Here is a 21,995-nt window from a genome sequence, read left to right on the forward strand (position 1 = left end):
GGAAATCGGGATGGGACGGCCTGCCTGGCCGCCCCGTGGTATTGCTGTGTTAGTAAGCCAGCGCCAGATGCAGGTCGGACGCGGGCGCCTGGCGCTGGACGATCTGCAGCTTGACGTCCTGGCCACCGACGCGCTTGCTATTCAGGTACAGGGCGGTGCGCACGGGGTAAATGCCTTGCGGCACGCCTTCAGGCATGGGGATAGAGAAGCCGCCCTTGTAGGCGCCGCTGCCATTGTTGCTGCTGACCACTTTACGCACGGTCTTGATCAGCTCGCCATTTGGCTTGTACAGGCTCAATTCTTCTTCCACCAGCGGATTCGGATCGCGCGTGCCGGCCGCCACTTCAATATACGAATTGGTTTGCGCCTTCTGGCCCGGACGCACGGAGGACGGCGTAAAGCCCGTCTCATACTTCACCAGGGTCGACTGCTCGGGCAGCTTGCCCTTGTTGGCCACCTTGTAGTCGGCCTGCACTTGCTGCGCCGTCTTGACTTGCTGGCTTTGATAATTCAAGGCCACGCAGGCGAGTGCGCCCAGGCTGGCGCCCAGGGCCGCGCCGCGCACGGTATTGGTGCCACCGCCCAGCAAGCCGCCCACGACGGCGCCGATGCCGGCCAGCATGGCCGTATTGCATTCACCGCTGGCCGCTTCCGTGCCTGCGGTGGTGGTGCCGGTGGCGCCTGGGCCACCCGGCGCGGCGCAACCGGCCAGCATCGAGGACACGACCAGCAACGCCACCATGGGCTTGGCAATTTGTTTCAAGTTTTTCACGTTATTCTCCGGGAGGAACAAAATAGGGGGAAGGCAAGCAGCGCGGCTTACTCGATCTGGATTTGCGACAGTGCCTTGTCTTGCGCTTCTTTTGCCTTGCGCTTGATGTCGAGCGCGTAGCGGTTGCCCTTGTCCATGCGCAACACGGCATTCGCGTTGGCAATGGCACAGTCGTATTTGCGCTGGCTCATGCAGTGGCTCGCGTCCGACAGGCTCTCCGTGATCACGCTTTCCAGGCCGGCAGCCTTGCTGGCGGGGGCGGCTGGCGTTACTGCCTTGACGGGCTTGGCCGGCTTTTCCACGACAGGTGCCGGTGCTGGCTCGGGTGCCGGAGCAGGAGCGGCCTCCGGCACTGGCGCGGGTTCGTCTGCAGCCGCAGCAGGTGTCGCGGCGAAATCGGCCGTCGTGGCGCCATCGAGCGCAGGGTCGCTGATGGCCAGCGGCTGCTCGGCGGCAGGCGCAGGTTCCGGCTGTACAGTTGGCATGGGTTCCGGCGGCGGCGCTGGCGGTTTGCTTGACAGGAAATAATACCCGCCTGCACCGCCCAGCAGCACTACCGCTGCGACGGCTGCGGCAATCAGCTTGACGCGGCTGCCACTGGCCGGCTTGTCGCTTGGCGCTTCGGGCACGCTAACGGGTGCAGGAGCGGGCACGGCTTCAGGCTGGCGCTTTTCCAGCACGGGAGGCGGCGGCGGTGCCGCGACAGGTTCCGCCACTGGCGCCGCGGCAGGTTCAGGCACGGGTTCGATGGCGGGCGCAATGACGGGCTCCGGCAGAGGCGGCGGCACCGCTGCGGCGACGGGCGCCACGGCAAAGCTGAACGCGCACTTGGGGCAGAATTTGGCATCGGCCTTGCAATCATGGCCGCACTGGCCACAGGATTTGCCTGGCACCGGGGCGGCAACAGTCGTGGCAACGGCAAACGTCGTGCCGCAGGAAGAACAGAATTTTGCGCCCGGTTTATTCTCGGCCTGGCAGGAAAGGCATTTCACTGGCATCTCTTTTCATATCAACGCTGACGCCGTACGCCTGTATCGCTTGCCAGAATGGCAGCATTGTTGCCGTACGGCTAAATATTCAACAAGTATATTTTCAAACAGCAAGTTGCCACAAGAGAAAATTGCCTTTTGCTCTATTCAATTCTTAAATATTGCTAAAAATCCTGCCATCAGGGGGGGCCGTGCCCCATCTTGGTGCGCAGAGAGCAAAAAACCCGGCAACGCAGTACGCGTTGCCGGGTTTTCAGACGATGGCCGAGGGTCGAAGGCAGCTTACTTGCGTCCGCCCCGTGCCGGCGCGGCATGGCCGCCCTTGGCCGGTGGCTTGCTGCCACGACCCATCGGCACGGCGGCCGGCTTGGCACGGGTCTTGATGGTCGACAAGATCGATGGGCGCACTTTCGACTCGGCAGCCGACGCTTTCGGCGCTGCGGCCGTGCCGCCCAGGGCGATGCGGTTCTTGCCCGGCGTGACCTTGAACTTGTCCGGCGTGCCGGCGCCATGCGTCTGGCGGCTGCGTTCGCCTGCGGCCAGGCCGCCCGACTCGGACGACGTCCAGGCGGGAATCAGATGCTTGTCGCCATTGCCGATCAGGTCGCCACGGCCCATGTTGACCAGCGCTTCGCGCAGGATAGGCCAGTTGGCCGGGTCCTGGTAGCGCAGGAAAGCCTTGTGCGTGCGGCGGATCTTGCCGCTGCGCGCCGTTTCCACCACTTCCGAATCTGCCGTGACCTTGCGCAAGGGATTCTTGCGCGTGTGATACATCGTCGTGGCCATGGCCATGGGCGTAGGCATGAAAGTTTGCACTTGGTCCAGCTTGAAATTGTTTTTCTTCAGCCACAGGGCCAGGTTCAGCATGTCCAGGTCCGTCGTGCCCGGATGGGCGGCGATGAAATACGGGATCAAATACTGCTTCTTGCCCGCTTCCAGCGAGAAACGGTCGAACATTTCCTTGAACTCGTCATACGCGCCGATGCCGGGCTTCATCATCTTCGACAAGGTGCCCTCTTCCGTATGCTCGGGCGCGATCTTCAGCAAGCCGCCCACGTGGTGCGTCACCAGTTCCTTCACGTACTCGGGCGAACGCACGGCCAGGTCGTAGCGCAAGCCAGAGCTGATCAGCACTTTCTTGATGCCGGGAATGGCACGTGCCTTGCGGTACAGCGAAATCAGCTTGCTGTGGTCGGTGCCCAGATTCACGCAGATGGACGGATACACGCACGACAGGCGGCGGCACGACACTTCGATCTCTTTGTCCTTGCAAGCGAGGCGGTACATATTCGCCGTGGGGCCACCCATATCGGAAATGGTGCCCGTAAAGCCTTTGGTTTTATCGCGGATATGCTCAATTTCGCGCAAGATCGACGGTTCCGAACGGCTCTGGATGATGCGCCCTTCATGCTCCGTGATCGAGCAGAAGGTACAGCCGCCGAAGCAGCCGCGCATGATGTTGACGGAAAAGCGTATCATTTCCCAGGCGGGGATATGCGCCTTGCCATAGCTCGGGTGCGGCGCGCGCGCGTAATTCATGTCGTACACGCCATCCATCTCGTCCATGGCCAGCGGCAGCGGCGGCGGATTGAGCCACACGTCGCGTTCGCCGTGCGCCTGCACCATGGCGCGCGCATTGCCGGGATTCGATTCCAGGTGGAACACGCGCGAGGCGTGCGCATACATGACGGGGTCATCCTTGACGACGTCGTAGGCGGGCAGGCGCACGACCGTCTTGTCGTGCTTTTCCTTGGCCATGGCCAAGCGCTCTTCGCGGCTCATGATGCGGATCGGCTTGATCACTTCGGCCGATTTCGAGGCATTTTCCGTGGCGCAGGCAGTCTTGTCTTCCTGCACCATTTCGTACGGGCTGTAGTGCGGATCGACCTTGCCGGGCACGTCGACGCGGGTGGAATTGTGCACGCCCCAGTCGTCGCCGGGCAACCAGCCGGCAGGCACCATGAAGGCCGTGCCGCGCAAGTCGCGGATATCCTTGATCGCTTCGCCAGCGGCGAGGCGGTGCGTGAGGTCGACCAGCGCCCGTTCGGCATTACCGAAGATCAACAAATCAGCCTTGGAATCGGGCAAGACGGAACGGCGGACCTTGTCCGACCAGTAATCGTAATGGGCGATGCGGCGCAGGGAAGCTTCGATGCTGCCGATCACCACCGGCACGTCGGGATACGCTTCGCGCGCGCGCTGGGCGTACACGGTGACGGCGCGGTCCGGGCGCTTGTTCGGTTCCGCATTCGCCGTGTAGGCATCGTCGGAACGGATCTTGCGGTCGGCCGTGTACTGGTTGACCATGGAATCCATGTTGCCGGCGGTAATGCCGTAGTACAAACGCGGCTTGCCGAGGATGCGGAAGGCGTCGGCCGACAGCCAGTCGGGCTGGCTGATGATGCCGACGCGGTAGCCTTGCGCTTCGAGCAAGCGGCCAACCAGGGCCATGCCAAAACTCGGATGGTCGATGTAGGCGTCGCCCGTGACGAGGATGACGTCGCACTGGTCCCAGCCCAGCGCGTCCATCTCGGCACGCGACATCGGCAGGAAAGGCGCCACGGCAGCGCGGGCAGACCGCTTGGGAACGGTCGCAAATAAGTTGGTAGGGGAGCTCATAGGGTACGGATTGTACCGGAATTGGCCATTTCCAACCTGACGGCCTGCTTTTTACTGTTGGATTTTCGTATAAAAAACGTTTATTTTTCAATCACTTGGGGAAATGTGGCCCTTTCCCGCAAGAACGGGCCCGACATTTCTCAAGACTTGTTTAAATGCCCATATTAGCTAAAATTTCACCCAATTCACGTAAGGCCGGCTCCAGTTTCGGATGCTTGACGGCGAACTTGGCCGACAATTCCTGGCTGCGCTCGGCCAATCCATACGTGGTCGACTCTTCGTCCTGTTCCAGCGCGGCGCGCTTTTCCATCAACAACTTGATGTCGACATCGAGCTTTTGCAGCAAACCCTGCAGTTCTTCATCGACGGGGCCGCTGCTTGCCAGTGTCGAATGCAGCTGTTGCAGCGATTCCTTGAGTTTGCTATCCATGTTTTTTCCTGTCAGTCAGTAAATTGCGTGTCCAGGAACAATTGTTCCACCTTGCTCCTGGCCCACGGGGTCTTGCGCAAAAACTTCAGGCTCGACTTGATGCTGGGATCGCTGATGAAGCAATTGATATCGATGTGCTTGGCCAAACCGTCCCAACCGTAGTGGGCATGCAGGCGCGTCACGATACCTTCCAGGGTAATGCCATTCAAATCTTGCTGACTCATATACTCTTTCAACTGCCTCTTATTTACATCTTCATTGACATCTTCATTGACATCTTACTCAATTCTACGCCGCCGGCACGGAAAGCTTGCGTGCGCCATGTCAACGCAACGCCAGCTTCAGATGAGGACGACTTACTTCGCGTTCAAGCCGCGGCGTTCCAGCAATGGTTCCACGGTGGCATCGCGGCCACGGAAGTCACGGAACAGTTGCAGCGCATCGACGCTGCCGCCGCGCGACAGCAATTTGCTGCGGAACCAGTCGCCATTCTTGCGCGTCAGGCCGCCGTTTTCCTTGAACCAGTTGACCGATTCGGCATCGAGTTTTTCCGACCACAGGTAGGCGTAATAGGCCGCCGAGTAACCGCCCGAGAAGCTGTGCGAGAAGTATGTCGTGCGGTAGCGTGGCGGCACGGGCGCATAGTCGACGCCCGCATCGCTCAAGGCCGCTTTTTCAAAGGCCAGCACGTCGGTCGGAATCTGCGTCGGCGCCAGCTGGTGCCAGCGCTGGTCCAGCAGGGCCGCCGACAGGTATTCCGTGGTCATGAAGCCCTGATTGAATTTCTTCGCCGCCGTGACTTTATCGAGCAATTCCTGCGGCATGGCCGCGCCGCTCTGGTAGTGCTTGGCATAGTTTTGCAGCACTTCCGGCCAGACGGCCCACATTTCATTGACTTGCGATGGATACTCGACGAAGTCGCTCGGCACGCTGGTGCCGGCAAAGCGCGGGTATTTCACGTTCGAAAACATGCCGTGCAAGGCATGGCCGAATTCGTGGAACATGGTCGTCACTTCATCGAACGTCAGCAAGGTCGGCTGACCGGCCGGCGGCTTCGGAATATTCAATTGGTTGGCGACGACGGGATGCGTGCCCATCAACGACGATTGCGACACGTACTCATTCATCCACGCGCCGCCATGCTTGTTGCCGCGCGCATAGAAGTCGGCGATGAACAGGGCCAACGGCTTGCCGTTGGCATCCAGAACGTCGTAGACGCGCACGTCCGGGTTGTACACCGGCAGATCCGTACGCTGTTTGAAGCTGATGCCATACAGTTTATTCGCGGCAAAGAAGACGCCGTTATTCAGCACGTTGTTCAATTCCAGATACGGTTTCAACTCGTTTTCATCGAAATTGAAACGCTGCTTGCGCAGCTTGTCCGTGTAGATGGCCCAGTCGGCGGCGGCTACCTGAAAACCGCCCTTTTCCGCGTCGACCACTTGCTGCAGGTCGGCCGCTTCGCGGCGCGCATTGGCGACGGCCGGTTTCGCCAGTTCCGACAGCAGGGTGTTGACGGCCGTGGTGGTCTTGGCCGTCTGGTCTTCCAGCGAGTACGCGGCGTAATTGGCGTAACCGAGCAAGGTGGCCCGTTCAGCGCGCAGCTTTGCCAGCTTCAGCACGATGGCGCGGTTGTCGAACTCGCCGCCCTGGCTGCCCCGGTTCAGCGACGCATCCATCAAACGCTGGCGTGTCTTGCGATCCGTCAATACGGCCAGTGGCGGCTGGCCGCTGGTGTTGACGAGGGCGATGACGAACTTGCCCGTCAGACCGCGTTCCTTGGCGGCTGCGGCGGCCGTGTCGATATCGCTGTCCGTCATGCCCGCCAGTTCGGCGCGCGTGTCGACGACGACGCTCTTGGCATTCGTTTCCTTCAGCACGTTTTGCGCGAAGGCCGTTTCCAGGCCTGCCTGCTCGGCGTTGTAGACTTTCAGCTTTTCCTTGTCCGCATCGGACAGCTTGGCGCCGGCGCGCACGAAATCCGTGTGATAGCGGGCCAAGAGGCGCAAGGATTCGGCATCGAGGCCCAGCTTGTCGCGCTTGGCGTACAGGGTGTCGATGCGGGCAAACAGTTTCGGGTTCAGGGTGATCGCGTCGCCATGCGCGGCCAGCTTGGGCGATACGTCCACTTCCACCGCTTCGAGCACGCTATTCGTGTTGGTCGAGGTCATGTTGCTGAAGATGCTCTGCACGCGGTGCAGCAACTGCCCCGTGCGCTCGAGGGCCACGATGGTGTTTTCAAACGTGGGCGCCTGGCGATTGTTGGCAATCGCATTGACTTCGGCCAGCTGGCGTTTCATGCCTTCGGCAAACGCCGGCGCGTAGTGAGCATCCTTGATCAGGCCGAACTGCGGCATCTGGAATGGCAGCGGACTGGCTTTGAGCAAAGGATTCTGGGCGCTGATGGCGGCGGCGGGTGCAGCGGCGGCGGCCAGGGCGGAAGGAGCAGCGTGGGCCAGCATGACGCTGGCGGCGATGACGAGCAGTTGTGGACGGACCATGACATCTTTCAGGAAGCGCGGGGAAGAACCGCGATCGCGTCGCGGGCCAGTGGCAGATCATAGCAGCCTGTCACACAGGCGTCATCCAACATGGCCGATCCTGTGGTGCATCGCGCCAAATGCGCGGTTTACCACGGTTTTCAATCAACATCGCCAAATAAAAAAGGCCGCCAATCGCTAGGCAGCCATTTTCATTCACCCGGCTTTGAGGCCGGGAATACCACGGTTTACTTGCCGCTCAAGCCACGGCGTTCCAGCAGCGGCTCGATCTTCGCATCGCGGCCGCGGAAGTTGCGGTAGATGTCGAGCGCATCGGCGCTACCGCCGCGCGACAGCAGCTTGGCACGGAACCAGTCGCCGTTCTTGCGCGTCAGGCCGCCGTTTTCCTTGAACCACTCGACCGTGTCGGCATCGAGCTTTTCCGACCACAGATAGGCGTAGTAGCCGGCCGAATAACCGCCCGCAAATGCGTGCGAAAAATACGTGGTGCGGTAGCGCGGCGGCGCCGGCGCAAAATCGACGCCCGCGTCCGTCAAGGCAGCTTTCTCAAACGCCAGCACGTCGGTCGGGATCTGTGCCGGGGTCAGCTGGTGCCAGCGCTGGTCCAGCAGGGCCGACGCCAGGTATTCCGTGGTTTTATAGCCCTGGTTGAAATTGTCGGCCGCCGTCACTTTGGCCAGCAGCTCGGCCGGAATGGCCGCGCCCGTCTGATAGTGCTTGGCATAGTTTTGCAGCACTTCCGGCCACAGCGCCCACATTTCATTGACTTGCGACGGGTATTCGACGAAGTCGCGCGGCACGCTGGTGCCGGCAAAGCGCGGGTATTTCACGTTCGAGAACATGCCGTGCAGCGCATGGCCGAATTCGTGGAACATGGTGTTGACTTCGTCAAACGTCATCAGGGTCGGCTGGCCCGCTTCCGGCTTCGGAATATTGAGGTTATTTGCAATCACCGGCTTGCGGTTCAGCAAGCTCGACTGCCCCACGTAGGCATTCGCCCAGGCGCCGCCGCGCTTGTTGCTGCGCGCGTAAGGATCGAGCGTGAAAATGGCCAGCTGCGTGCCGTCTTCGTTGAAGACGTCGTACACCAGCATGTCGGACGTGTAGACGGGCAAGTCGGTGCGCTGCTTGAAGGTGAGGCCGTACAATTTTCCAGCGGCAAAGAACACGCCCTTGGTCAGCACGCTGTGCATTTCAAAGTACGGTTTGAGTTGATTCTCGTCAAAGTTGTAGCGTTCGGCGCGCACCTTGTCGCTATAGAAAGCCCAGTCGGCGGCACCGACCTTGAAGCCGCCTTTGCCTGCATCGATGAGCTTCTGGATATCGTCCGCTTCACGCCGTGCATTGACGACGGCCGGCTTCGCCAATTCGCCCAGCAGGGCGTTCACGGCGGTGGTGTCGTGCGCCGTCTGGTCTTCCAGCGAATACGCCGCGTAGTTCGGGTAGCCCATCAACGCGGCACGTTCGGCGCGCAGTTTCGCCAATTCCAGCACTTCGGCGGTGTTGTCGAACTCGCCGCCACGGCTGCCGCGTGCTTGCGAAGCGGCCATGATGCGTTCGCGCAAGGCGCGGTTGGTCAGCAGCGACAGCGGCGCCTGGCCCGTCGTGTTGACGAGGGCGATCACGTATTTCCCCTCCAGGCCGCGCTTCTTGGCCAGGCCGGCAGCCACTTCGATGGCGGCCGGAGACAGGCCGTCCAGCTCTTCGCGCGTGTCGACAACGACAGCCGAGGCGTTCAATTCTTTCAGCACATTTTGCGCAAACTTGGTCGACAGGGCCGCCAGTTGGCCGTTGTAGCCGCGCAGCTTTTGCTTGTCCGCCGCCGACAGCTTGGCGCCCGCGCGCACGAAGTCCGTGTGATAGCGCTCCAGCAAGCGTTTCGATTCGGCATCCAGACCCAGCTTGTCGCGTTTGGCGTACAAGGTATCGATGCGCTTGAACAATTTGTCATTGAGCATGATCGCGTCGCTGTGGGCTGCCATCTTCGGCGCCAGCTCACGTTCCAGGCCCTGGATCGTGTCATTCGTGTTGGAACCGGACATCACGGAAAACACCGTGCGCACGCGGCCCAGCAACTGGCCCGAACGCTCCATGGCGACGATGGTGTTGTCGAAGGTAGCCGCTTTCGGGTTATTCGCAATCGCCTTGATTTCCGCCAGGTTGGCGGCCATGCCGGCCGTAAAGGCGGGCGCGTAGTCGGCATCCTGCACCTTGTCGAACGGTGGATAGTGGAAGGGCAGGCTGCTCGCTTGCGCAAACGGGTTCGAAACGGGCAAGGTGGCCGAGGTAGCCGAGGTAGCGGCAGTGGTGGGCGCGGTGGTGGCGCTGGCGGCAAAAACGGCGGCCGCTGGCGCCAGCATCAGGCTGGCGGCGATGACGAGCATTGTTGGACGGGTCATGTCTTCTTTCAAGAAACGCAAGAGAGCCGCGATTGTGTCGCGGGCCAGCCTGAAATAATAACAGCCTGACACACTTGCGTCACCAGCAAAACCAATGGTAGCGCGCCTGCCGGTGATGAACGGTTTTCATGCCCGACTCTCCGGACCTGCACGCCGATACGGCAGCTCCCCTGCCCGCAGCAATGAAAAATATCAATGCTCAGCTGACCTGTATGGCATATAGTATCCATTCGGCAACACTAGACGGAGACTCCATGAGCTTTGAGCACCGCAAGACACGCGCCCTGGAACTGTTGAGCAACACGGGCATGGCCCGCAGCCACTATGCGCCGCCGCTGATACGCCTGTTGTGGAAGGCCGGCGTGCAGGTTCCGCCGCCGCATTTCCAGTCCTTCCTGCATACCGCGCTCGGCATGGGACGCTGGTTCGGCATGTTCTGGGGCTTGATCATGTGGATTTTTTTCTGGTCGCGGTCCGATGCCGCCACCCCGTTATCGCCCCTGGCGGCGCTGGTGGCGGCCTGCGTGGCAGGCAGCCTGTTTGGCATCGCCATGGCCAGCGTCTATGCCCGCGACCGGCGCAAGCACCAGTTGCCGGCATGGACCGCGCTGGACGAGCAACGGTCCCCAGGCAATTCCCTTGATTAGTAGTGCGGCGGACGGTCGTTCACCAGTCCGCCGTTTGCCTGCTGCGCCCCGTCGCGCACGTGTTCGCCCAGCTTGTGCAGCATCGCTTCGAGCTGGTCGATGCGCTTGCCCTGCTGGTACACCATCTGGTTCAGCGACTCGACCAGGTCTTCCTGCTGCGCCAGCTTGATTTCGATATCGACGAAACGTATTTCCATCTGTTCTGCATTGTCCATGGTGCTCTCGGTGATTCCTGACTGAAAGCGGCATTCTACCGCCGCAGCGGCGTGAGCCAGCACAAACCTCGTCCATTCCCCATCGGTCAGGTGGCCATTTCTGCCTATTCTTCCCTGATGGCTGAATCAAACCGCTTGACGAATGAGAACAAACGATTACAATGGATACACCGATATCTGCCGAACCACTGCTGATCGACACGCGCAAGACGGCCGAATACCGGCGCTGGGAAGACTCCCTGCACGACGTGGCGGCGGCCGCCATCGATGCGCGCATCAAGCATTTGCAGCACGGTAAAAAGGGTGACTGGCGGCCCGTGGGCGAAGGCGTGTGCGAGCTGCGTTTTTTACAGACGGGGCCCGGCTGGCGCGTGTACTTTCACGAAACCAATCGGGGCACCCTGATCTTGTTGCTGCTGGGTGGAAACAAATCGAGCCAGCAACGCGACATCAAGCAGGCGCAAGCGATCCTCAGGGACTTGAAAGCCCGGCAGTCAGCCATCCGGAAAGCGGCGGCAGGCCCATCGACAGGAGCACGAAAGAAATGAGTCACGACATCCATCACGACAACTTCGACCTCGACAACCTCGACGCGCTGGGATTGAGCAAATTTGATCCAACGCAACACCTGACCAGCAAAGCTGCCGTGGCCGCCTACATGAGCGAAATCGTCGCCACCGGCAACGCCGAGCTGTTCCAGGCCGCCATGAACGACGTGGTGCGTGCCTACGGCATGGGCAAGGTGGCGGCCAGGGCCGACATCACGCGCGAAGGCGCGTATAAAGCCTTGCGCGAAGGCAGTAAACCGCGCTTTGAAACCATTTTAAAGATGCTCGATGCGCTGGGCATGCAACTGGCCATCGTGCCAAAAACCACGCCGGACGGCGCCGTGGAAGCCTGAACGCCGCTTACACTTTCGGTGTGGCCAGCAAGGCTTTCATGCGCGCCAGACGTTCTTTCGGCGAAATGATTTCCGACTCGGTCGGCACGGCGTCGCCCACGTCAAGTTGCATTTCCTTGATGAAACGTGACGGATCGCAATGGACTTGCTCGCCCGCCCGCTTGCGCTTCTTGCACCAGGTGATGTGCAAGGTGCGCTGGGCGCGCGTAATGCCCACATACATCAGGCGGCGCTCTTCCTGGATGCGCGCGGCGATGGTTTCGGCGGGCGCGTCGGGGTCGCCCTTGTGCGGCAAGATACCCTCTTCCACACCGACCAGAAACACGTGCGGGAATTCCAGCCCTTTCGACGCGTGCAGGGTGGACATGCGCACGGCGTCCTGCTCTTCGTCCTTGCCTTCGAGCATGGTCATCAGGGCCACCATCTGCGTCAGTTCCAGCACGTTCTTTTCTTCGCCGTCGCGGTCCTTGCCGCCCCGGCCCCGTTCCTTGAGCCAGTTGACGAATTCCAGCACGTTCTGCCACTTGCTTTGCGCTTGCCGTTCCTCGAAGGCATCGTACAGATACGATTCGTAGTGGATTTCCTTCATCATGTCATCCAGCACTTCGGCCGCGTTGTCGCCGCTGCCGGCCGCGCCCGGGCGGCTGGCGCGCGATTCGAGGTCATTGATGAAGTTGCAGAAGTCGCGCAGCGGCCCCAGCTGGCGGTCCGTCAGCTTGGCCTCGATGCCGCCCTTGAAGACGGCCTGGAATAGCGAGCACTGCCACTGGCCCGAAAACGCGCCCAGCACCTCCAGCGTCGACTGCCCCACGCCACGGCGCGGCGTCGTCACGGCGCGAATAAAAGCCGGATCGTCGTCTTCGTTGGCCAGCAAACGCAGATAGCTGATGATGTCCTTGATTTCAGCCTTGTCGAAGAAGCTCTGGCCGCCCGAAATCGTGTACGGAATGCGTTCCTTGCGCAGACACTGCTCGATGATGCGCGCCTGGTGGTTGCCCCGGTACAAAATCGCGTAATCGGAAAATTTGTTCTTGCGCTCGAAATGGTCGGCCGAAATCATGATGGCGACCTGCTCCGCCTCCTGCTCGTCCGTCTGCATGCCCAGCACCTTGATCGGCTCGCCCAGGCCGTGTTCGGACCACAGCGACTTTTCAAACAATTTCGGGTTGTTGCCGATGACGGCATTGGCCGCGTTCAGCACGCGCATCGTGGAGCGGTAATTCTGCTCCAGTTTAATCACGCGCAAGTCCGGGAAATCCGTTTCTAAGGTCTTCAGATTTTCCACGGTGGCGCCGCGCCAGGCATAAATGGCCTGGTCGTCATCGCCCACGGCCGTAAACATCGGCTTCTTGCCGATGCCCGTCACCATCAGTTTCACCAGTTCGTACTGGCAGGTGTTCGTATCCTGGTATTCGTCGACCAGCAGATAGCGCAGGCGGCGCTGCCATTTGTCGCGCACGGGGCCGTTGTTGCGGAACAGTTCCACGGGTAGGCGGATCAGATCGTCGAAATCGACGGCCTGGTAAGCGGAGAGCGTTGCCACATAGCTGCGATAAATACGCGCCGCGTTCGCCTCGTCCTCGTCCTTGGCTTGCGCCAGCGCCGTGTCCGGGTCGATCAAGCCGTTTTTCCACAGCGACATGGCGCTCTGGATGCCGCGTATCACCTGTTTATCGGTGGTAATGGCAAGGTCTTGCACCAGGGAAAAACAATCGTCGCTATCCATGATGGAAAAGCGGTCTTTCAAGCCCACGCCATTGGCTTCCTGGCGCAGGATTTTCACGCCCAGCGAGTGGAAGGTCGATACCGTCAGTTGCTTGGCCTGGCGTGGTTGCTTCAAGAGTTTGGCGATGCGTTCCTGCATTTCCAGCGCCGCCTTGTTGGTGAAGGTCAGCGCGGCGATGGTGCGCGGGTCATAGCCCCGGTCTTCGATCAGATGGGCGATCTTTTGCGTGATCACGCGCGTCTTGCCCGAGCCGGCGCCCGCCAGCACCAGGCAGGGGCCGTCGAGGTAGGTAACGGCTTCGCTTTGGGGCGCATTCAGACCGAACTGTGGTGCTTTGGACATCAGGGGTATTTCCGCAGGGAACAGCAGCCCATTGTAACAGCGTCGCGCCCGCCATTTACACGGCAAGACCTGCGTGAAAAACAGGCAATGCGTGCGGCGATGTCAGCGCTAGAGTACCATTCCGCCTATATCGCCCGTGCGCGCCCACTTACCAAATGGCAGTCCCATGAAATTTGAACATCTGATTGAAATCAACGATCCGCTGAACCCGCTGATCGACACCCTGAGCCTGGAACAAGTCTGGCGCGGCCTGGTCTTGCGCGCCGAATCGCCCAGGCTGTTCGTGCCGCACCTGGACGAGTGCCAGATCAGCCAGCGCAGCGATGCCGGTTTCGCGCGCAGCCTGCGCTATGGCGAGCTGGTCATCAACGACAAGGTGGTGCTGGTGCCGCAACTGCAGGTACGCTATGAAGTGCCGGCGCAACAGGATATCAGCGCCTCCTCGCTGGTGATGACCATCGAGATGCCCGATGAAGCCAGCCTGTGGGTGCGCTTCCAGTACGACGACGGCCACGACGCGGCCACCGATGCGGCCAACGCCCTGTACGACGACTTCCGCCGCTCCGCCTACAAGGAGTCCGACATCGACACCGTGCGCATCATGCGCGAGCTGGCGGCCGAGGGACGGCTGGATGCGGGCTTGCTGAACTAAATTAAAGTCTCGCGCTGCAGCCCCATAGCTGGTCGGGCCTAAACTGCAAGCCCGCCTGCTCCGCGTTCAGCACTTCGCGGATGGCGTGCAAGTCCACGCGCGTATCGCGGCGCAAGGGTACATCCAGGCGTGCGCCGCGCGGGCCGATCAGCGATTGCACGTGGGGCGTAGTGGCATTCAAGCCCTTGCGCGTGACGACGCCGATTTCCCCATTCAACAGTTTGACGAAGGTGCCGACGGGGTAAATGCCCAGCTCGCGCACCAGCAAGGAGGCCAGCGGCGCATCCAGGGTGGCCTTGTCGGTCATCAGCATGTCGCGCAGGGCCACGTTCGGCAGCAAGGGCTGGCGATAACTGCGCTTCGAGACGCGCGCGCAATAGCGGTCGGCCAGCATGATCAGGCGGGCGCCGATGCCGATCGCCTCGCCTTGCGTGCCCAGCGGATAGCCGCTGCCATCGATATTTTCATGGTGTTGCAGCACGGCCTGCAGCCAGACGGCGTCCGTCACGCCAGCCGCGCGCAGCAAGTCGACGCCCGCTTGCGGGTGGGCGCGCAAATAGGCGCGCTCATCCGCGTCCAGCGGCCCCGCCTTGTGCTGGAAATCCGCATGGCGTTCCAGCATGCCCACATTCATGCTCAGCGCGGCCAGCACCACGCTGCGGATCACGCCATCGTCAAGCTTCAGGGCGCGCGCCAGCAAGGCCGTGATGACGGCCGTGTCGACGCTGTGGCGCACGGCAAAGTCGCCCGCGCCCTGGTTGTGCAGGATGCAAGCCAGCGCCACGTCGGCGTCCAGTGCCACCGCTTCTTCCACCAGTTGCGCCAGCGCCGCCAGCGATGCGTGGCTGCCCGCCTGCCTGGCGGCAATCGCCGGCAAGACGAGGGCCAGGCCCGCCGTGACGCAATTCAGCATGCGCAGGGTCGACGGCGCTTGCGTGGCCGTGCGCGGCAAGTCGGCACTGGTATCGGCGATGACGCCGCGCGCCAGCAGCAATTCGATCTGGTTCTCGCTGCTGATGACATGGCCCAGCCTGGCCAGCAAGCCGCCCGTCTCGCCATGCACGTCCCAGGGCAGGGCCACGCCCAGGGCGAGTTCTCCCGCGTAAATGCGCCGAATTTTCACATCGTCTCCGTCATCGCTAGCCGCCACCCTTTTTACCATCGGGTGATCGTGGGCATGAACCCTTTGAAATGTTTTTTGCATTTAATCAATATTTCAATATGGCATCGATGATCGCGCAATCATGTGCGTTTGTCTACAAAATTGTTTAAATATAAAAATTTCATCAGACGCCAGGCGAGCAATCGGCGCAGCCAGGCGCGTGTTCCGGGTCTTTTTCCAGGTGCAGCGCCAGCTCGCGCAAGGCCGTGCGCACGCCTTCCTCGATGACGGGGTGATAAAACGGCATGTCGAGCATGGCCGGTACCGTCAGCTGGGCCTGGCATGCCCAGGCCAGTAAATGGCTCAAGTGTTCCGCCCGCGGGCCGATCAGCTCGGCGCCGAGAAAGCGCTTGCTGCCAAATTCCGCATACACGCGCAGCAAGCCCTGGTTTTGCAGCATCACGCGGCTGCGGCCCTGGTTGCCGAACGACACGGCACCCACGGCAAAGCGGCCCGCGTGGCTCACGCACAATTGCTGGTAGGTGGCGCCCAGGGTGGCGATCTGCGGTTCCGTGAAGGCGATGGTCAAGGGCGTGCGGCGCAAGCCCGGTTTGACGTCAGGAAAGCGCGCCGCGTTCTCCCCGGCGATGCGCCCCTCGTCGGCCGCTTCGGGCAACAGCGGCAAGGCATTGTCGGCATCGCCGGCGATGAAGATGGCGCTCTTGCCGCACTGCATGGTGTGCGGGTCATGCAGGGGAATGCCGTGGCGGTCGAGCTCGATTTGCGCCGTGTCCAGACCGATGTGATCCACGTTCGGTGCGCGGCCGATGGCGGCCAGCAGATACTCGAACTGCTCGGTTTTTTCCTGGCCCGCGCCATCACGGCTGGTGAGCAGTATGCCGCTGCCATCCGGGCTTTTCGCCACGTGCGCCACGCTGGTCTGGAAGCGGATGTCGAGTTCGCGCGCCAGCACGGCGCCCGCCTCGCGCAGCACCAGCGGGTCCGTCAATTGCGCGACTTTGTTGCCGCGCGCAAACAGGGTCACGCGCACGCCCAGCCGCGCCAGCGCCTGGCCCAGCTCCAGGCCGATCACGCCGCCGCCGACCACGGCGACCGATTGCGGCAAGTCCGTCCATTCGAACACGGCGTCGCTGGTGATGACGCGCTCGCCTGCCGCCTGCCACTCGGGCGGTACGATGGGCGTGGAACCGGTGGCGATCACCACGCTGCTGGCCTCGACGAGGGTGTGCTCATCCACCTGCAGCTTGCCGGGCCCGATGAAGCGCGCGTGGCCGCGCAGTTTTTCCTCGTCGGGGATGGCGTTGACGCCGTCGAGCACGAAGCCGACAAAGCGGTCGCGCTCGCTACGCACCCTGCTCATAACTTGCCGGCCGTCGATGCGCACGGGACCAGCATGCACGCCGAAGCCGGGCGCGCTCGCCACCGCATGGGCCGCCTCGGCCGCCGCAATCAGGAGTTTGCTGGGCATGCAACCCACGCGCGCGCAGGTCGTGCCGTACGGCCCGCTTTCTATCATCAGCACGCGCTTGCCTTCCATGCGCGCCGCCCTGTGCGCCGTCATGCCGGCCGTACCGCTGCCGATCACGGCCACATCCACTCGTAATGTTTTCATCGTGCCAGTCATCCCTGTTTCAGATTGCTCTCAGCGGTTGATACTACTCTTTTGCTGAAAATAAGGTTTTACTTTGCAGCAATATATGTATTAGTATAACTAATCATTTTAAAAATTTATAAGCTGAGCTAATGGGATCAATCGATTATCGCGCGCTGGCCGTGCTGGACGCCGTGGCCAGTCATGGCAGTTTCGACAAGGCCGCCCTGGCGCTGGGCATCACCCAGTCGGCCGTCTCGCAGCGCATCAAGGCGCTGGAAGACGCCAGCGGGCGCTTGCTGATCATCCGTGGCCAGCCAGCCGTGCCGACGGGCCTGGGCCAGCGCCTGATCGTGCATCACCGCAACGTCAAGCTGATGGAAGCCTCGCTCGACATCGACCTGGGCAACAGCGTCAGCATGCCGGAAATCGCCATCGCCATCGATGCCGACAGCCTGGCCACCTGGTTCCCCGACACCTTATCGGCCCTGCTGGCGCCGCCGCGCTGCCAGCTCGACGTGCGCCTGGCCGACAGCGATGCCGCCTTGCAAATGGTGCGCGACGGCTCGGTGTTTGGCTGCGTGGCGGCCGAGTCCGGCACAGCACTGGATGCGGCGGCCGCCACCAGCGTCACGCCGCTGGGCATGCTGCGCTATGTCTGCGTGGCCACGCCCGTGTTTGCGGGCCACTGGTTCGGCGATGGTTTCAGTGACGAGGCGGTGCAACTGGCGCCCGCCGTGGTGGGCCAGCACGGCTTGCTGGCGCGTTTCCTCGCGGAACAATTGAGCATGCGTGAACCATTTCCACACCACACCCTGCCGGTGGAAGCGGCGCGCCGCGCCTGCGTCCAGGATGGCCTGGCCTACGGCTTGATGCCGCAGCGCCTGGCCGCGCCAGCGCTGGCAACAGACCGTCTCGTGGAGCTGATGCCGGGCGGCACCCTGGACGTCCCGCTGAGCTGGCATGCCTGGACCCTGGACACGCCGTTTACCAAGCTGCTGTCCGAGCAGATCGTCAAGTCGGCGCGCGACTACCTGAATTAATCAGATATCCAGCGGGTCCACTTCCAGCGACCATTTCACGCGCGACTTCATGGCGCGCAATTCAGTCAGCCATTCTTTCAAGAACGCCTGCAGCGCGGGCCGCGAGGGGGATTCGAGCAGCAGTTGGGCGCGATCCACGTTGTAGACGCGCGTCATGCTCATGGGAATCGGGTCATTGATGGTCACTTGCGGGTGCGCCGTGCACTCTTTGGCCGCCTGCAGGAACTCGATGGCCGTGGCCAGCTCGGGCGCTTCGGCGCGCAGCAGGGCCTGGAACAGATACGGCGGCAGCGCCGCCTGGGCCCGCTCTTCCAGCAAGGTGGTGGCGAAATGGTCGTAATCGTGGTTGACGACGGCATCGTACAGCGGATGGCGCGCATAGCGCGTCTGGATCAGCACCTCGGAGACACTACCACCCTCGGTCTGCGCCGCCCGTCCAGCCCGGCCCGCCACCTGCATCAGCTGGGCAAACAGCCGTTCGCTGGCCCGGTAATCCTGGGAAAACAGGGCCGTATCCGGGTTCAAAATGCCCACCAGGGTCAGCTTTTTAAAATCGTGGCCCTTGGCCACCATCTGCGTGCCGATCAGAATATCCACTTCGCCCCGGTGCACGGTGTCGAACGCTTCCTGCGCGCTACCTTTCTTGCGCGTGGAATCGGCATCGATGCGCAAAATGCGCGCCTCAGGAAACAATTGCTGCAAACCCTCTTCCACCCTTTGCGTGCCGCGTCCCAGCGGTTGCAGATCGACGTTGCCGCAGGTGGGGCAATGGCGGGGAATACGTAGTTCCAGGCTGCAATGGTGGCAGCGCAAGCGGTGTTCGGGCTTGTGCAGCACCATGAACGAGGTGCAGCGCGTGCAATTGCTGATCCAGCCGCACGCTTCGCAGCAGATGACGGGGGAATAGCCGCGCCGGTTCAGGAACAGCAGCGACTGCTCGCCGCGCTCCATGCGCAGTTTTAAGGCGGCGATCAAATGCGAAGTCAGGCCATCTTTCGGCTTGTCGCGCTCCATGTCGAGAATCTTGACGCGCGGCAACACTGCGTTCTTGACGGCCCGTTCGCGCAATTCCAGCTTGCGGTAGCGCCCCGTCTGCGCATGGTGCCAGCTTTCCAGCGAAGGCGTGGCCGAGCCCAGCACGATGGGTATCTGCAATTGCCAGGCGCGCCACACGGCCAGGTCGCGCGCCGAATAGCGCAAGCCTTCCTGCTGCTTGTAAGAAGGATCGTGCTCTTCATCGATGACGATCAGCTTGAGCTGCGGCAAGGACGCCAGGATGGCCAGCCGCGTGCCGAGCACGATGCGCGCCTGGCCCTGGTGGGCGGCCAGCCAGTGCAGCATGCGTTCGCCTTCGGAAAGGCTGCTGTGCAAGGTCGCCAGCATGACGCCGGGAAAGCGCGCACGAATATTGCCTTCCAGCTGGGGCGTCAAATTGATTTCCGGCACCAGGATCAGGATTTGCGCCGCCTCGTCGCGCGCCAGCACCTGGGCGCAGGCTTGCAGATACACTTCCGTCTTGCCGCTGCCCGTGACGCCGTACAGCAGGGTCGGCTTGAAACCCCGGGCGCCGCCGATGGCGTCCGCTGCCTCTTGCTGGGCGGCATTGAGTAGCGGCATGTTCAGCGGCGTGCCATCGTGCGCGTCGGCCAGCTTGGCCAGCTTCTTGATGGCGCGGTCCAGCGCTACGGTGGTGAGCACGCGCAAGTTCTTCGGCAAGCCCGGCAAGGCCACTTCGCCCAGCGGACGCTGGTAGTAATCGGCGGCAAAGGCGGCCAGCGCCAGCCACTGTTCCGACAACGGTGCCAGCTGGCTGCGCACGGCCAGCACATCCTTCAATTTCGCGGCAGGCACGTCGGTGCTGTCGGACACGCCGACGATCAGCCCCATCACTTCGCGCCGGCCGAACGGCACCAGCGCCAGCTGTCCCACTTGCGGCAACGGCCCCTCATCGCCGTTCCAGCGATAGTCGAACAGGGCGTTCAAGGGCGTGTCGAGCGCGATTTTCAGGATGCACGACGTCAAAATGCACTGCGACATGGGGGTGGCCTATCTCAATAAAAAAGCGTGCCGCAGGGTGGATGGCGCGGCGCGATATCAGGCATCAAGCCAGCGGGCCATGATACTTGTTTCGTCCCTCAAACGCCTAACGGCGGACGCCACCGCGTGTCATGCCAACTGAAGAAAATTCTGTGGATAACTTTGTGGACAAAGCAAAATTAACTTTCAGAAAAATGTGGACAGAAAATTTTGATCGCCGTCAAGAGGGGCACGCAAGAAAAATTAAACATTTAAAATCAATGACTTAAAAATTGATGCCCGGGAGGCGATAAATCCGTGGGACATTTCCGCCGCTGTGCATAACTGAACCATTTCTCATTTTTTTTGTACACAAATAAGCACCGATTTGATGCACGCAATCCGGAAAAATGCCTGCCGCACGAAGCAAAATTGACAATTGCCGGGCAAGCGTTCGCTTTTGCGTGCCGGGCGCCGAAACATTGTGCAATTATCATGCACTGCAACATGCACTTCAGGTAAAACCTGAACATCTGCGCTAAGTATCGGTTAACAAATTACTTTTCAATTTTATCCACAGAATCTGTTGATAACTTTGTGGACAATGAAGGAATAAGGCTGGCAAACGGAAGAATAACCTTATCAATTGCAATAAAGTCTACCGGACAATGCATTTTTTATTCCTTAATAATCAAGTACTTGCAGAGCATCCCCGGGCATGGCTTTTCAACTGCCTCTTATTTCCGCAGCAAAAAAAATTGTGCATAAGTCGGTATTTCCTGCTAAGGCGCAACAAAGAAAAAGGCAGGCTTCCGCTGGAAAGCCTGCCTTTATGCCCCCTGCGCCAGGGGAAGCGGTACTTGCTTACTGGCCGCTGCGCATGGCGCGGCTCAGGCTATGCACGGCTTCCACCATGGCTTCCACCGATTCCGGCGGCGTGAACTGGGAAATGCCATGGCCCAGGTTGAATACGTGGCCCGTGCCTGCCGACGGCGCGCCGAAGGCATGCAAGACCTTGGCCACTTCGGCGCGGATCTGCTCGGGGCTGGCGAACAGGATGGCGGGGTCGAGGTTGCCCTGCAAGCCCACTTTATGTCCCACCAGCTGGCGCGCGCGCGTCAGGTTGACGGTCCAGTCCAGTCCCACGGCATCGGCGCCGATGTCGGCGATCTGCTCGATCCACTGGCCGCCGCCCTTGGTAAACACGATGGCGGGAATCTTGACGCCATCCTTGTCGCGTTTCAGCTGCGCCATCACTTGCTGCATGTAGGCCAGCGAAAATTCCTGGTAGGCGCCGTCGGCCAGCGCACCGCCCCAGGAATCGAAAATCATCACGGCTTGCGCGCCGGCATCGATTTGCGCATTCAGGTACTGCGCCACGGAGGTGGCGTTGATCGCCAGGATGTGGTGCATCAGGTCAGGGCGGTTGTACAGCATTTTCTTGATGGTATGGAACTCTTTCGAGCCGCCGCCTTCCACCATGTAGCACGCCAGGGTCCACGGGCTGCCGGAAAAACCGATCAGCGGCACGCGGCCATTGAGTTCCGTGCGGATTTGCGTGACGGCCTTGAAAACGTAGTCGAGCGATTCCAGGTCCGGCACTTGCAAGGCCTTCACGTCCTGCTCCGTGCGCAACGGACGCTCGAACTTCGGCCCTTCGCCATCGGCGAAATACAAGCCCAGGCCCATGGCGTCAGGCACCGTCAGGATGTCGGAAAACAGGATGGCCGCGTCGAGCGGGAAGCGTTCCAACGGCTGCAAGGTCACTTCGGTCGCGTAATCGGGATTCTTTGCCAGGCCCAGGAAGGAGCCGGCCCGCTCGCGCGTGGCGCGGTATTCGGGCAGGTAGCGGCCCGCCTGGCGCATCAGCCAGACGGGAGTGTGCTCGGTCGGCTGGCGCAGCAGGGCGCGCAGGAAAGTATCATTCTGGAGCGGAGCAAATTGTGGCATGGCAGGCAATCGAGCTTGAAGAAGCGGTATTATCGCATCCAATCGCTGCCATTTCATTGATTCCAGTGCCACTTTGCCG

The 21,995-nt window shown here is 61.3% G+C and carries 18 protein-coding genes; 5 read left to right on the top strand and 13 right to left on the bottom strand.

Features of this window, described 5'->3' with window-relative positions:
* Positions 1-49: 49 nt before the first annotated feature.
* The 7 genes from CSZ94_RS07680 to CSZ94_RS07710 all read right to left on the bottom strand — a co-directional run bounded on the left by CSZ94_RS07680 (position 50) and on the right by CSZ94_RS07710 (position 9,710).
* On the bottom strand, positions 50-772 hold the full coding sequence (locus CSZ94_RS07680; RefSeq protein WP_102120973.1) for a hypothetical protein: 723 nt from the start codon (positions 770-772) through the stop codon (positions 50-52).
* A gap of 47 nt (positions 773-819) precedes the next feature.
* Positions 820-1,764 carry a zinc ribbon domain-containing protein gene (locus tag CSZ94_RS07685; RefSeq protein ID WP_180977393.1) on the bottom strand — a complete coding sequence of 315 codons (945 nt, stop codon included), beginning with the start codon at positions 1,762-1,764 and terminating at the stop codon, positions 820-822.
* A 279-nt stretch (positions 1,765-2,043) separates the two neighbouring features.
* A complete protein-coding gene (locus CSZ94_RS07690; protein WP_219725986.1) occupies positions 2,044-4,305 on the bottom strand; it encodes a YgiQ family radical SAM protein in 2,262 nt (753 codons plus the stop codon).
* 226 nt (positions 4,306-4,531) lie between these two features.
* Positions 4,532-4,810: a DUF4404 family protein gene (locus tag CSZ94_RS07695; RefSeq protein ID WP_102120976.1), complete on the bottom strand. Its 279-nt coding sequence runs from the start codon at positions 4,808-4,810 to the stop codon at positions 4,532-4,534.
* Between the two features lie 11 nt (positions 4,811-4,821).
* Positions 4,822-5,034: a VF530 family DNA-binding protein gene (locus CSZ94_RS07700; RefSeq protein ID WP_070219603.1), complete on the bottom strand. Its 213-nt coding sequence runs from the start codon at positions 5,032-5,034 to the stop codon at positions 4,822-4,824.
* A gap of 132 nt (positions 5,035-5,166) precedes the next feature.
* Positions 5,167-7,311: a M3 family metallopeptidase gene (locus tag CSZ94_RS07705; protein WP_102120977.1), complete on the bottom strand. Its 2,145-nt coding sequence runs from the start codon at positions 7,309-7,311 to the stop codon at positions 5,167-5,169.
* A 227-nt stretch (positions 7,312-7,538) separates the two neighbouring features.
* Complete coding sequence (locus CSZ94_RS07710; protein WP_258000830.1) at positions 7,539-9,710, bottom strand: M3 family metallopeptidase; 2,172 nt, start codon at positions 9,708-9,710, stop codon at positions 7,539-7,541.
* 254 nt (positions 9,711-9,964) lie between these two features.
* Between CSZ94_RS07710 and CSZ94_RS07715 the strand changes: the two genes are divergently transcribed.
* Entirely contained in the window at positions 9,965-10,357 is a 393-nt protein-coding gene (locus CSZ94_RS07715) for a DUF6404 family protein (protein WP_102120979.1), read from the top strand.
* Here the strand turns inward: CSZ94_RS07715 and CSZ94_RS07720 are convergent.
* Positions 10,354-10,572, bottom strand: coding sequence for a SlyX family protein (locus CSZ94_RS07720; protein WP_102120980.1), 219 nt, complete (start codon positions 10,570-10,572; stop codon positions 10,354-10,356). The two genes, CSZ94_RS07715 and CSZ94_RS07720, sit on opposite strands and share 4 nt — an antisense overlap.
* A gap of 161 nt (positions 10,573-10,733) precedes the next feature.
* On the opposite strand from CSZ94_RS07720, the gene CSZ94_RS07725 reads away from it, so the two are divergent.
* Together CSZ94_RS07725 and CSZ94_RS07730 are read left to right on the top strand one after the other, a co-directional pair.
* Complete coding sequence (locus CSZ94_RS07725; protein ID WP_258000831.1) at positions 10,734-11,120, top strand: type II toxin-antitoxin system RelE/ParE family toxin; 387 nt, start codon at positions 10,734-10,736, stop codon at positions 11,118-11,120.
* Positions 11,117-11,473, top strand: coding sequence for an addiction module antidote protein (locus CSZ94_RS07730; protein WP_102120981.1), 357 nt, complete (start codon positions 11,117-11,119; stop codon positions 11,471-11,473). The genes CSZ94_RS07725 and CSZ94_RS07730 overlap by 4 nt, the downstream gene beginning before the upstream one ends.
* Positions 11,474-11,480: 7 nt before the next feature.
* On the opposite strand, the gene CSZ94_RS07735 is transcribed toward CSZ94_RS07730, so the two are convergent.
* Positions 11,481-13,541, bottom strand: coding sequence for a UvrD-helicase domain-containing protein (locus CSZ94_RS07735; RefSeq protein WP_102120982.1), 2,061 nt, complete (start codon positions 13,539-13,541; stop codon positions 11,481-11,483).
* A 166-nt stretch (positions 13,542-13,707) separates the two neighbouring features.
* Here CSZ94_RS07735 and CSZ94_RS07740 point away from each other — a divergent pair, with 166 nt between their 5' ends.
* A complete protein-coding gene (locus CSZ94_RS07740; RefSeq protein ID WP_102120983.1) occupies positions 13,708-14,193 on the top strand; it encodes an SRPBCC family protein in 486 nt (161 codons plus the stop codon).
* Position 14,194: 1 nt separating this feature from the next.
* On the opposite strand, the gene CSZ94_RS07745 is transcribed toward CSZ94_RS07740, so the two are convergent.
* Positions 14,195-15,316 (bottom strand): HD-GYP domain-containing protein, encoded by a 1,122-nt coding sequence (locus CSZ94_RS07745; RefSeq protein ID WP_258000832.1) that lies wholly within the window; start codon positions 15,314-15,316, stop codon positions 14,195-14,197.
* A 163-nt stretch (positions 15,317-15,479) separates the two neighbouring features.
* A complete protein-coding gene (locus tag CSZ94_RS07750; RefSeq protein ID WP_102120984.1) occupies positions 15,480-16,928 on the bottom strand; it encodes a dihydrolipoyl dehydrogenase in 1,449 nt (482 codons plus the stop codon).
* A 131-nt stretch (positions 16,929-17,059) separates the two neighbouring features.
* On the opposite strand from CSZ94_RS07750, the gene CSZ94_RS07755 reads away from it, so the two are divergent.
* Entirely contained in the window at positions 17,060-17,950 is an 891-nt protein-coding gene (locus CSZ94_RS07755; RefSeq protein WP_102120985.1) for an ArgP/LysG family DNA-binding transcriptional regulator, read from the top strand.
* Here CSZ94_RS07755 and CSZ94_RS07760 read toward each other — a convergent pair whose 3' ends face one another.
* Positions 17,951-19,987, bottom strand: a complete 2,037-nt coding sequence (locus CSZ94_RS07760) for a primosomal protein N' (RefSeq protein ID WP_102120986.1) — start codon at positions 19,985-19,987, stop codon at positions 17,951-17,953.
* 843 nt (positions 19,988-20,830) lie between these two features.
* Positions 20,831-21,916, bottom strand: a complete 1,086-nt coding sequence (hemE, locus tag CSZ94_RS07765) for a uroporphyrinogen decarboxylase (RefSeq protein WP_102121026.1) — start codon at positions 21,914-21,916, stop codon at positions 20,831-20,833.
* Between the last annotated feature and the right edge of the window lie 79 nt (positions 21,917-21,995).

It is taken from the genome of Janthinobacterium sp. ROICE36, from assembly GCF_002869965.1.
Lineage (GTDB): Bacteria > Pseudomonadota > Gammaproteobacteria > Burkholderiales > Burkholderiaceae_D > Janthinobacterium.

Excerpts from the sequence above, each read along its gene's own strand:
- hemE (WP_102121026.1), bottom strand. The coding sequence starts at position 21,916 with ATGCCACAATTTGCTCCGCTCCAGAATGATACTTTCCTGCGCGCCCTG.
- CSZ94_RS07735 (WP_102120982.1), bottom strand. The coding sequence starts at position 13,541 with ATGTCCAAAGCACCACAGTTCGGTCTGAATGCGCCCCAAAGCGAAGCC.
- CSZ94_RS07690 (WP_219725986.1), bottom strand. The coding sequence starts at position 4,305 with ATGTCGCGTGCCGAGATGGACGCGCTGGGCTGGGACCAGTGCGACGTC.
- CSZ94_RS07755 (WP_102120985.1), top strand. The coding sequence starts at position 17,060 with ATGGGATCAATCGATTATCGCGCGCTGGCCGTGCTGGACGCCGTGGCC.
- CSZ94_RS07760 (WP_102120986.1), bottom strand. The coding sequence starts at position 19,987 with ATGTCGCAGTGCATTTTGACGTCGTGCATCCTGAAAATCGCGCTCGAC.
- CSZ94_RS07715 (WP_102120979.1), top strand. The coding sequence starts at position 9,965 with ATGAGCTTTGAGCACCGCAAGACACGCGCCCTGGAACTGTTGAGCAAC.
- CSZ94_RS07710 (WP_258000830.1), bottom strand. The coding sequence starts at position 9,710 with ATGACCCGTCCAACAATGCTCGTCATCGCCGCCAGCCTGATGCTGGCG.
- CSZ94_RS07725 (WP_258000831.1), top strand. The coding sequence starts at position 10,734 with ATGGATACACCGATATCTGCCGAACCACTGCTGATCGACACGCGCAAG.
- CSZ94_RS07695 (WP_102120976.1), bottom strand. The coding sequence starts at position 4,810 with ATGGATAGCAAACTCAAGGAATCGCTGCAACAGCTGCATTCGACACTG.
- CSZ94_RS07750 (WP_102120984.1), bottom strand. The coding sequence starts at position 16,928 with ATGAAAACATTACGAGTGGATGTGGCCGTGATCGGCAGCGGTACGGCC.
- CSZ94_RS07700 (WP_070219603.1), bottom strand. The coding sequence starts at position 5,034 with ATGAGTCAGCAAGATTTGAATGGCATTACCCTGGAAGGTATCGTGACG.
- CSZ94_RS07740 (WP_102120983.1), top strand. The coding sequence starts at position 13,708 with ATGAAATTTGAACATCTGATTGAAATCAACGATCCGCTGAACCCGCTG.
- CSZ94_RS07720 (WP_102120980.1), bottom strand. The coding sequence starts at position 10,572 with ATGGACAATGCAGAACAGATGGAAATACGTTTCGTCGATATCGAAATC.
- CSZ94_RS07705 (WP_102120977.1), bottom strand. The coding sequence starts at position 7,311 with ATGGTCCGTCCACAACTGCTCGTCATCGCCGCCAGCGTCATGCTGGCC.
- CSZ94_RS07730 (WP_102120981.1), top strand. The coding sequence starts at position 11,117 with ATGAGTCACGACATCCATCACGACAACTTCGACCTCGACAACCTCGAC.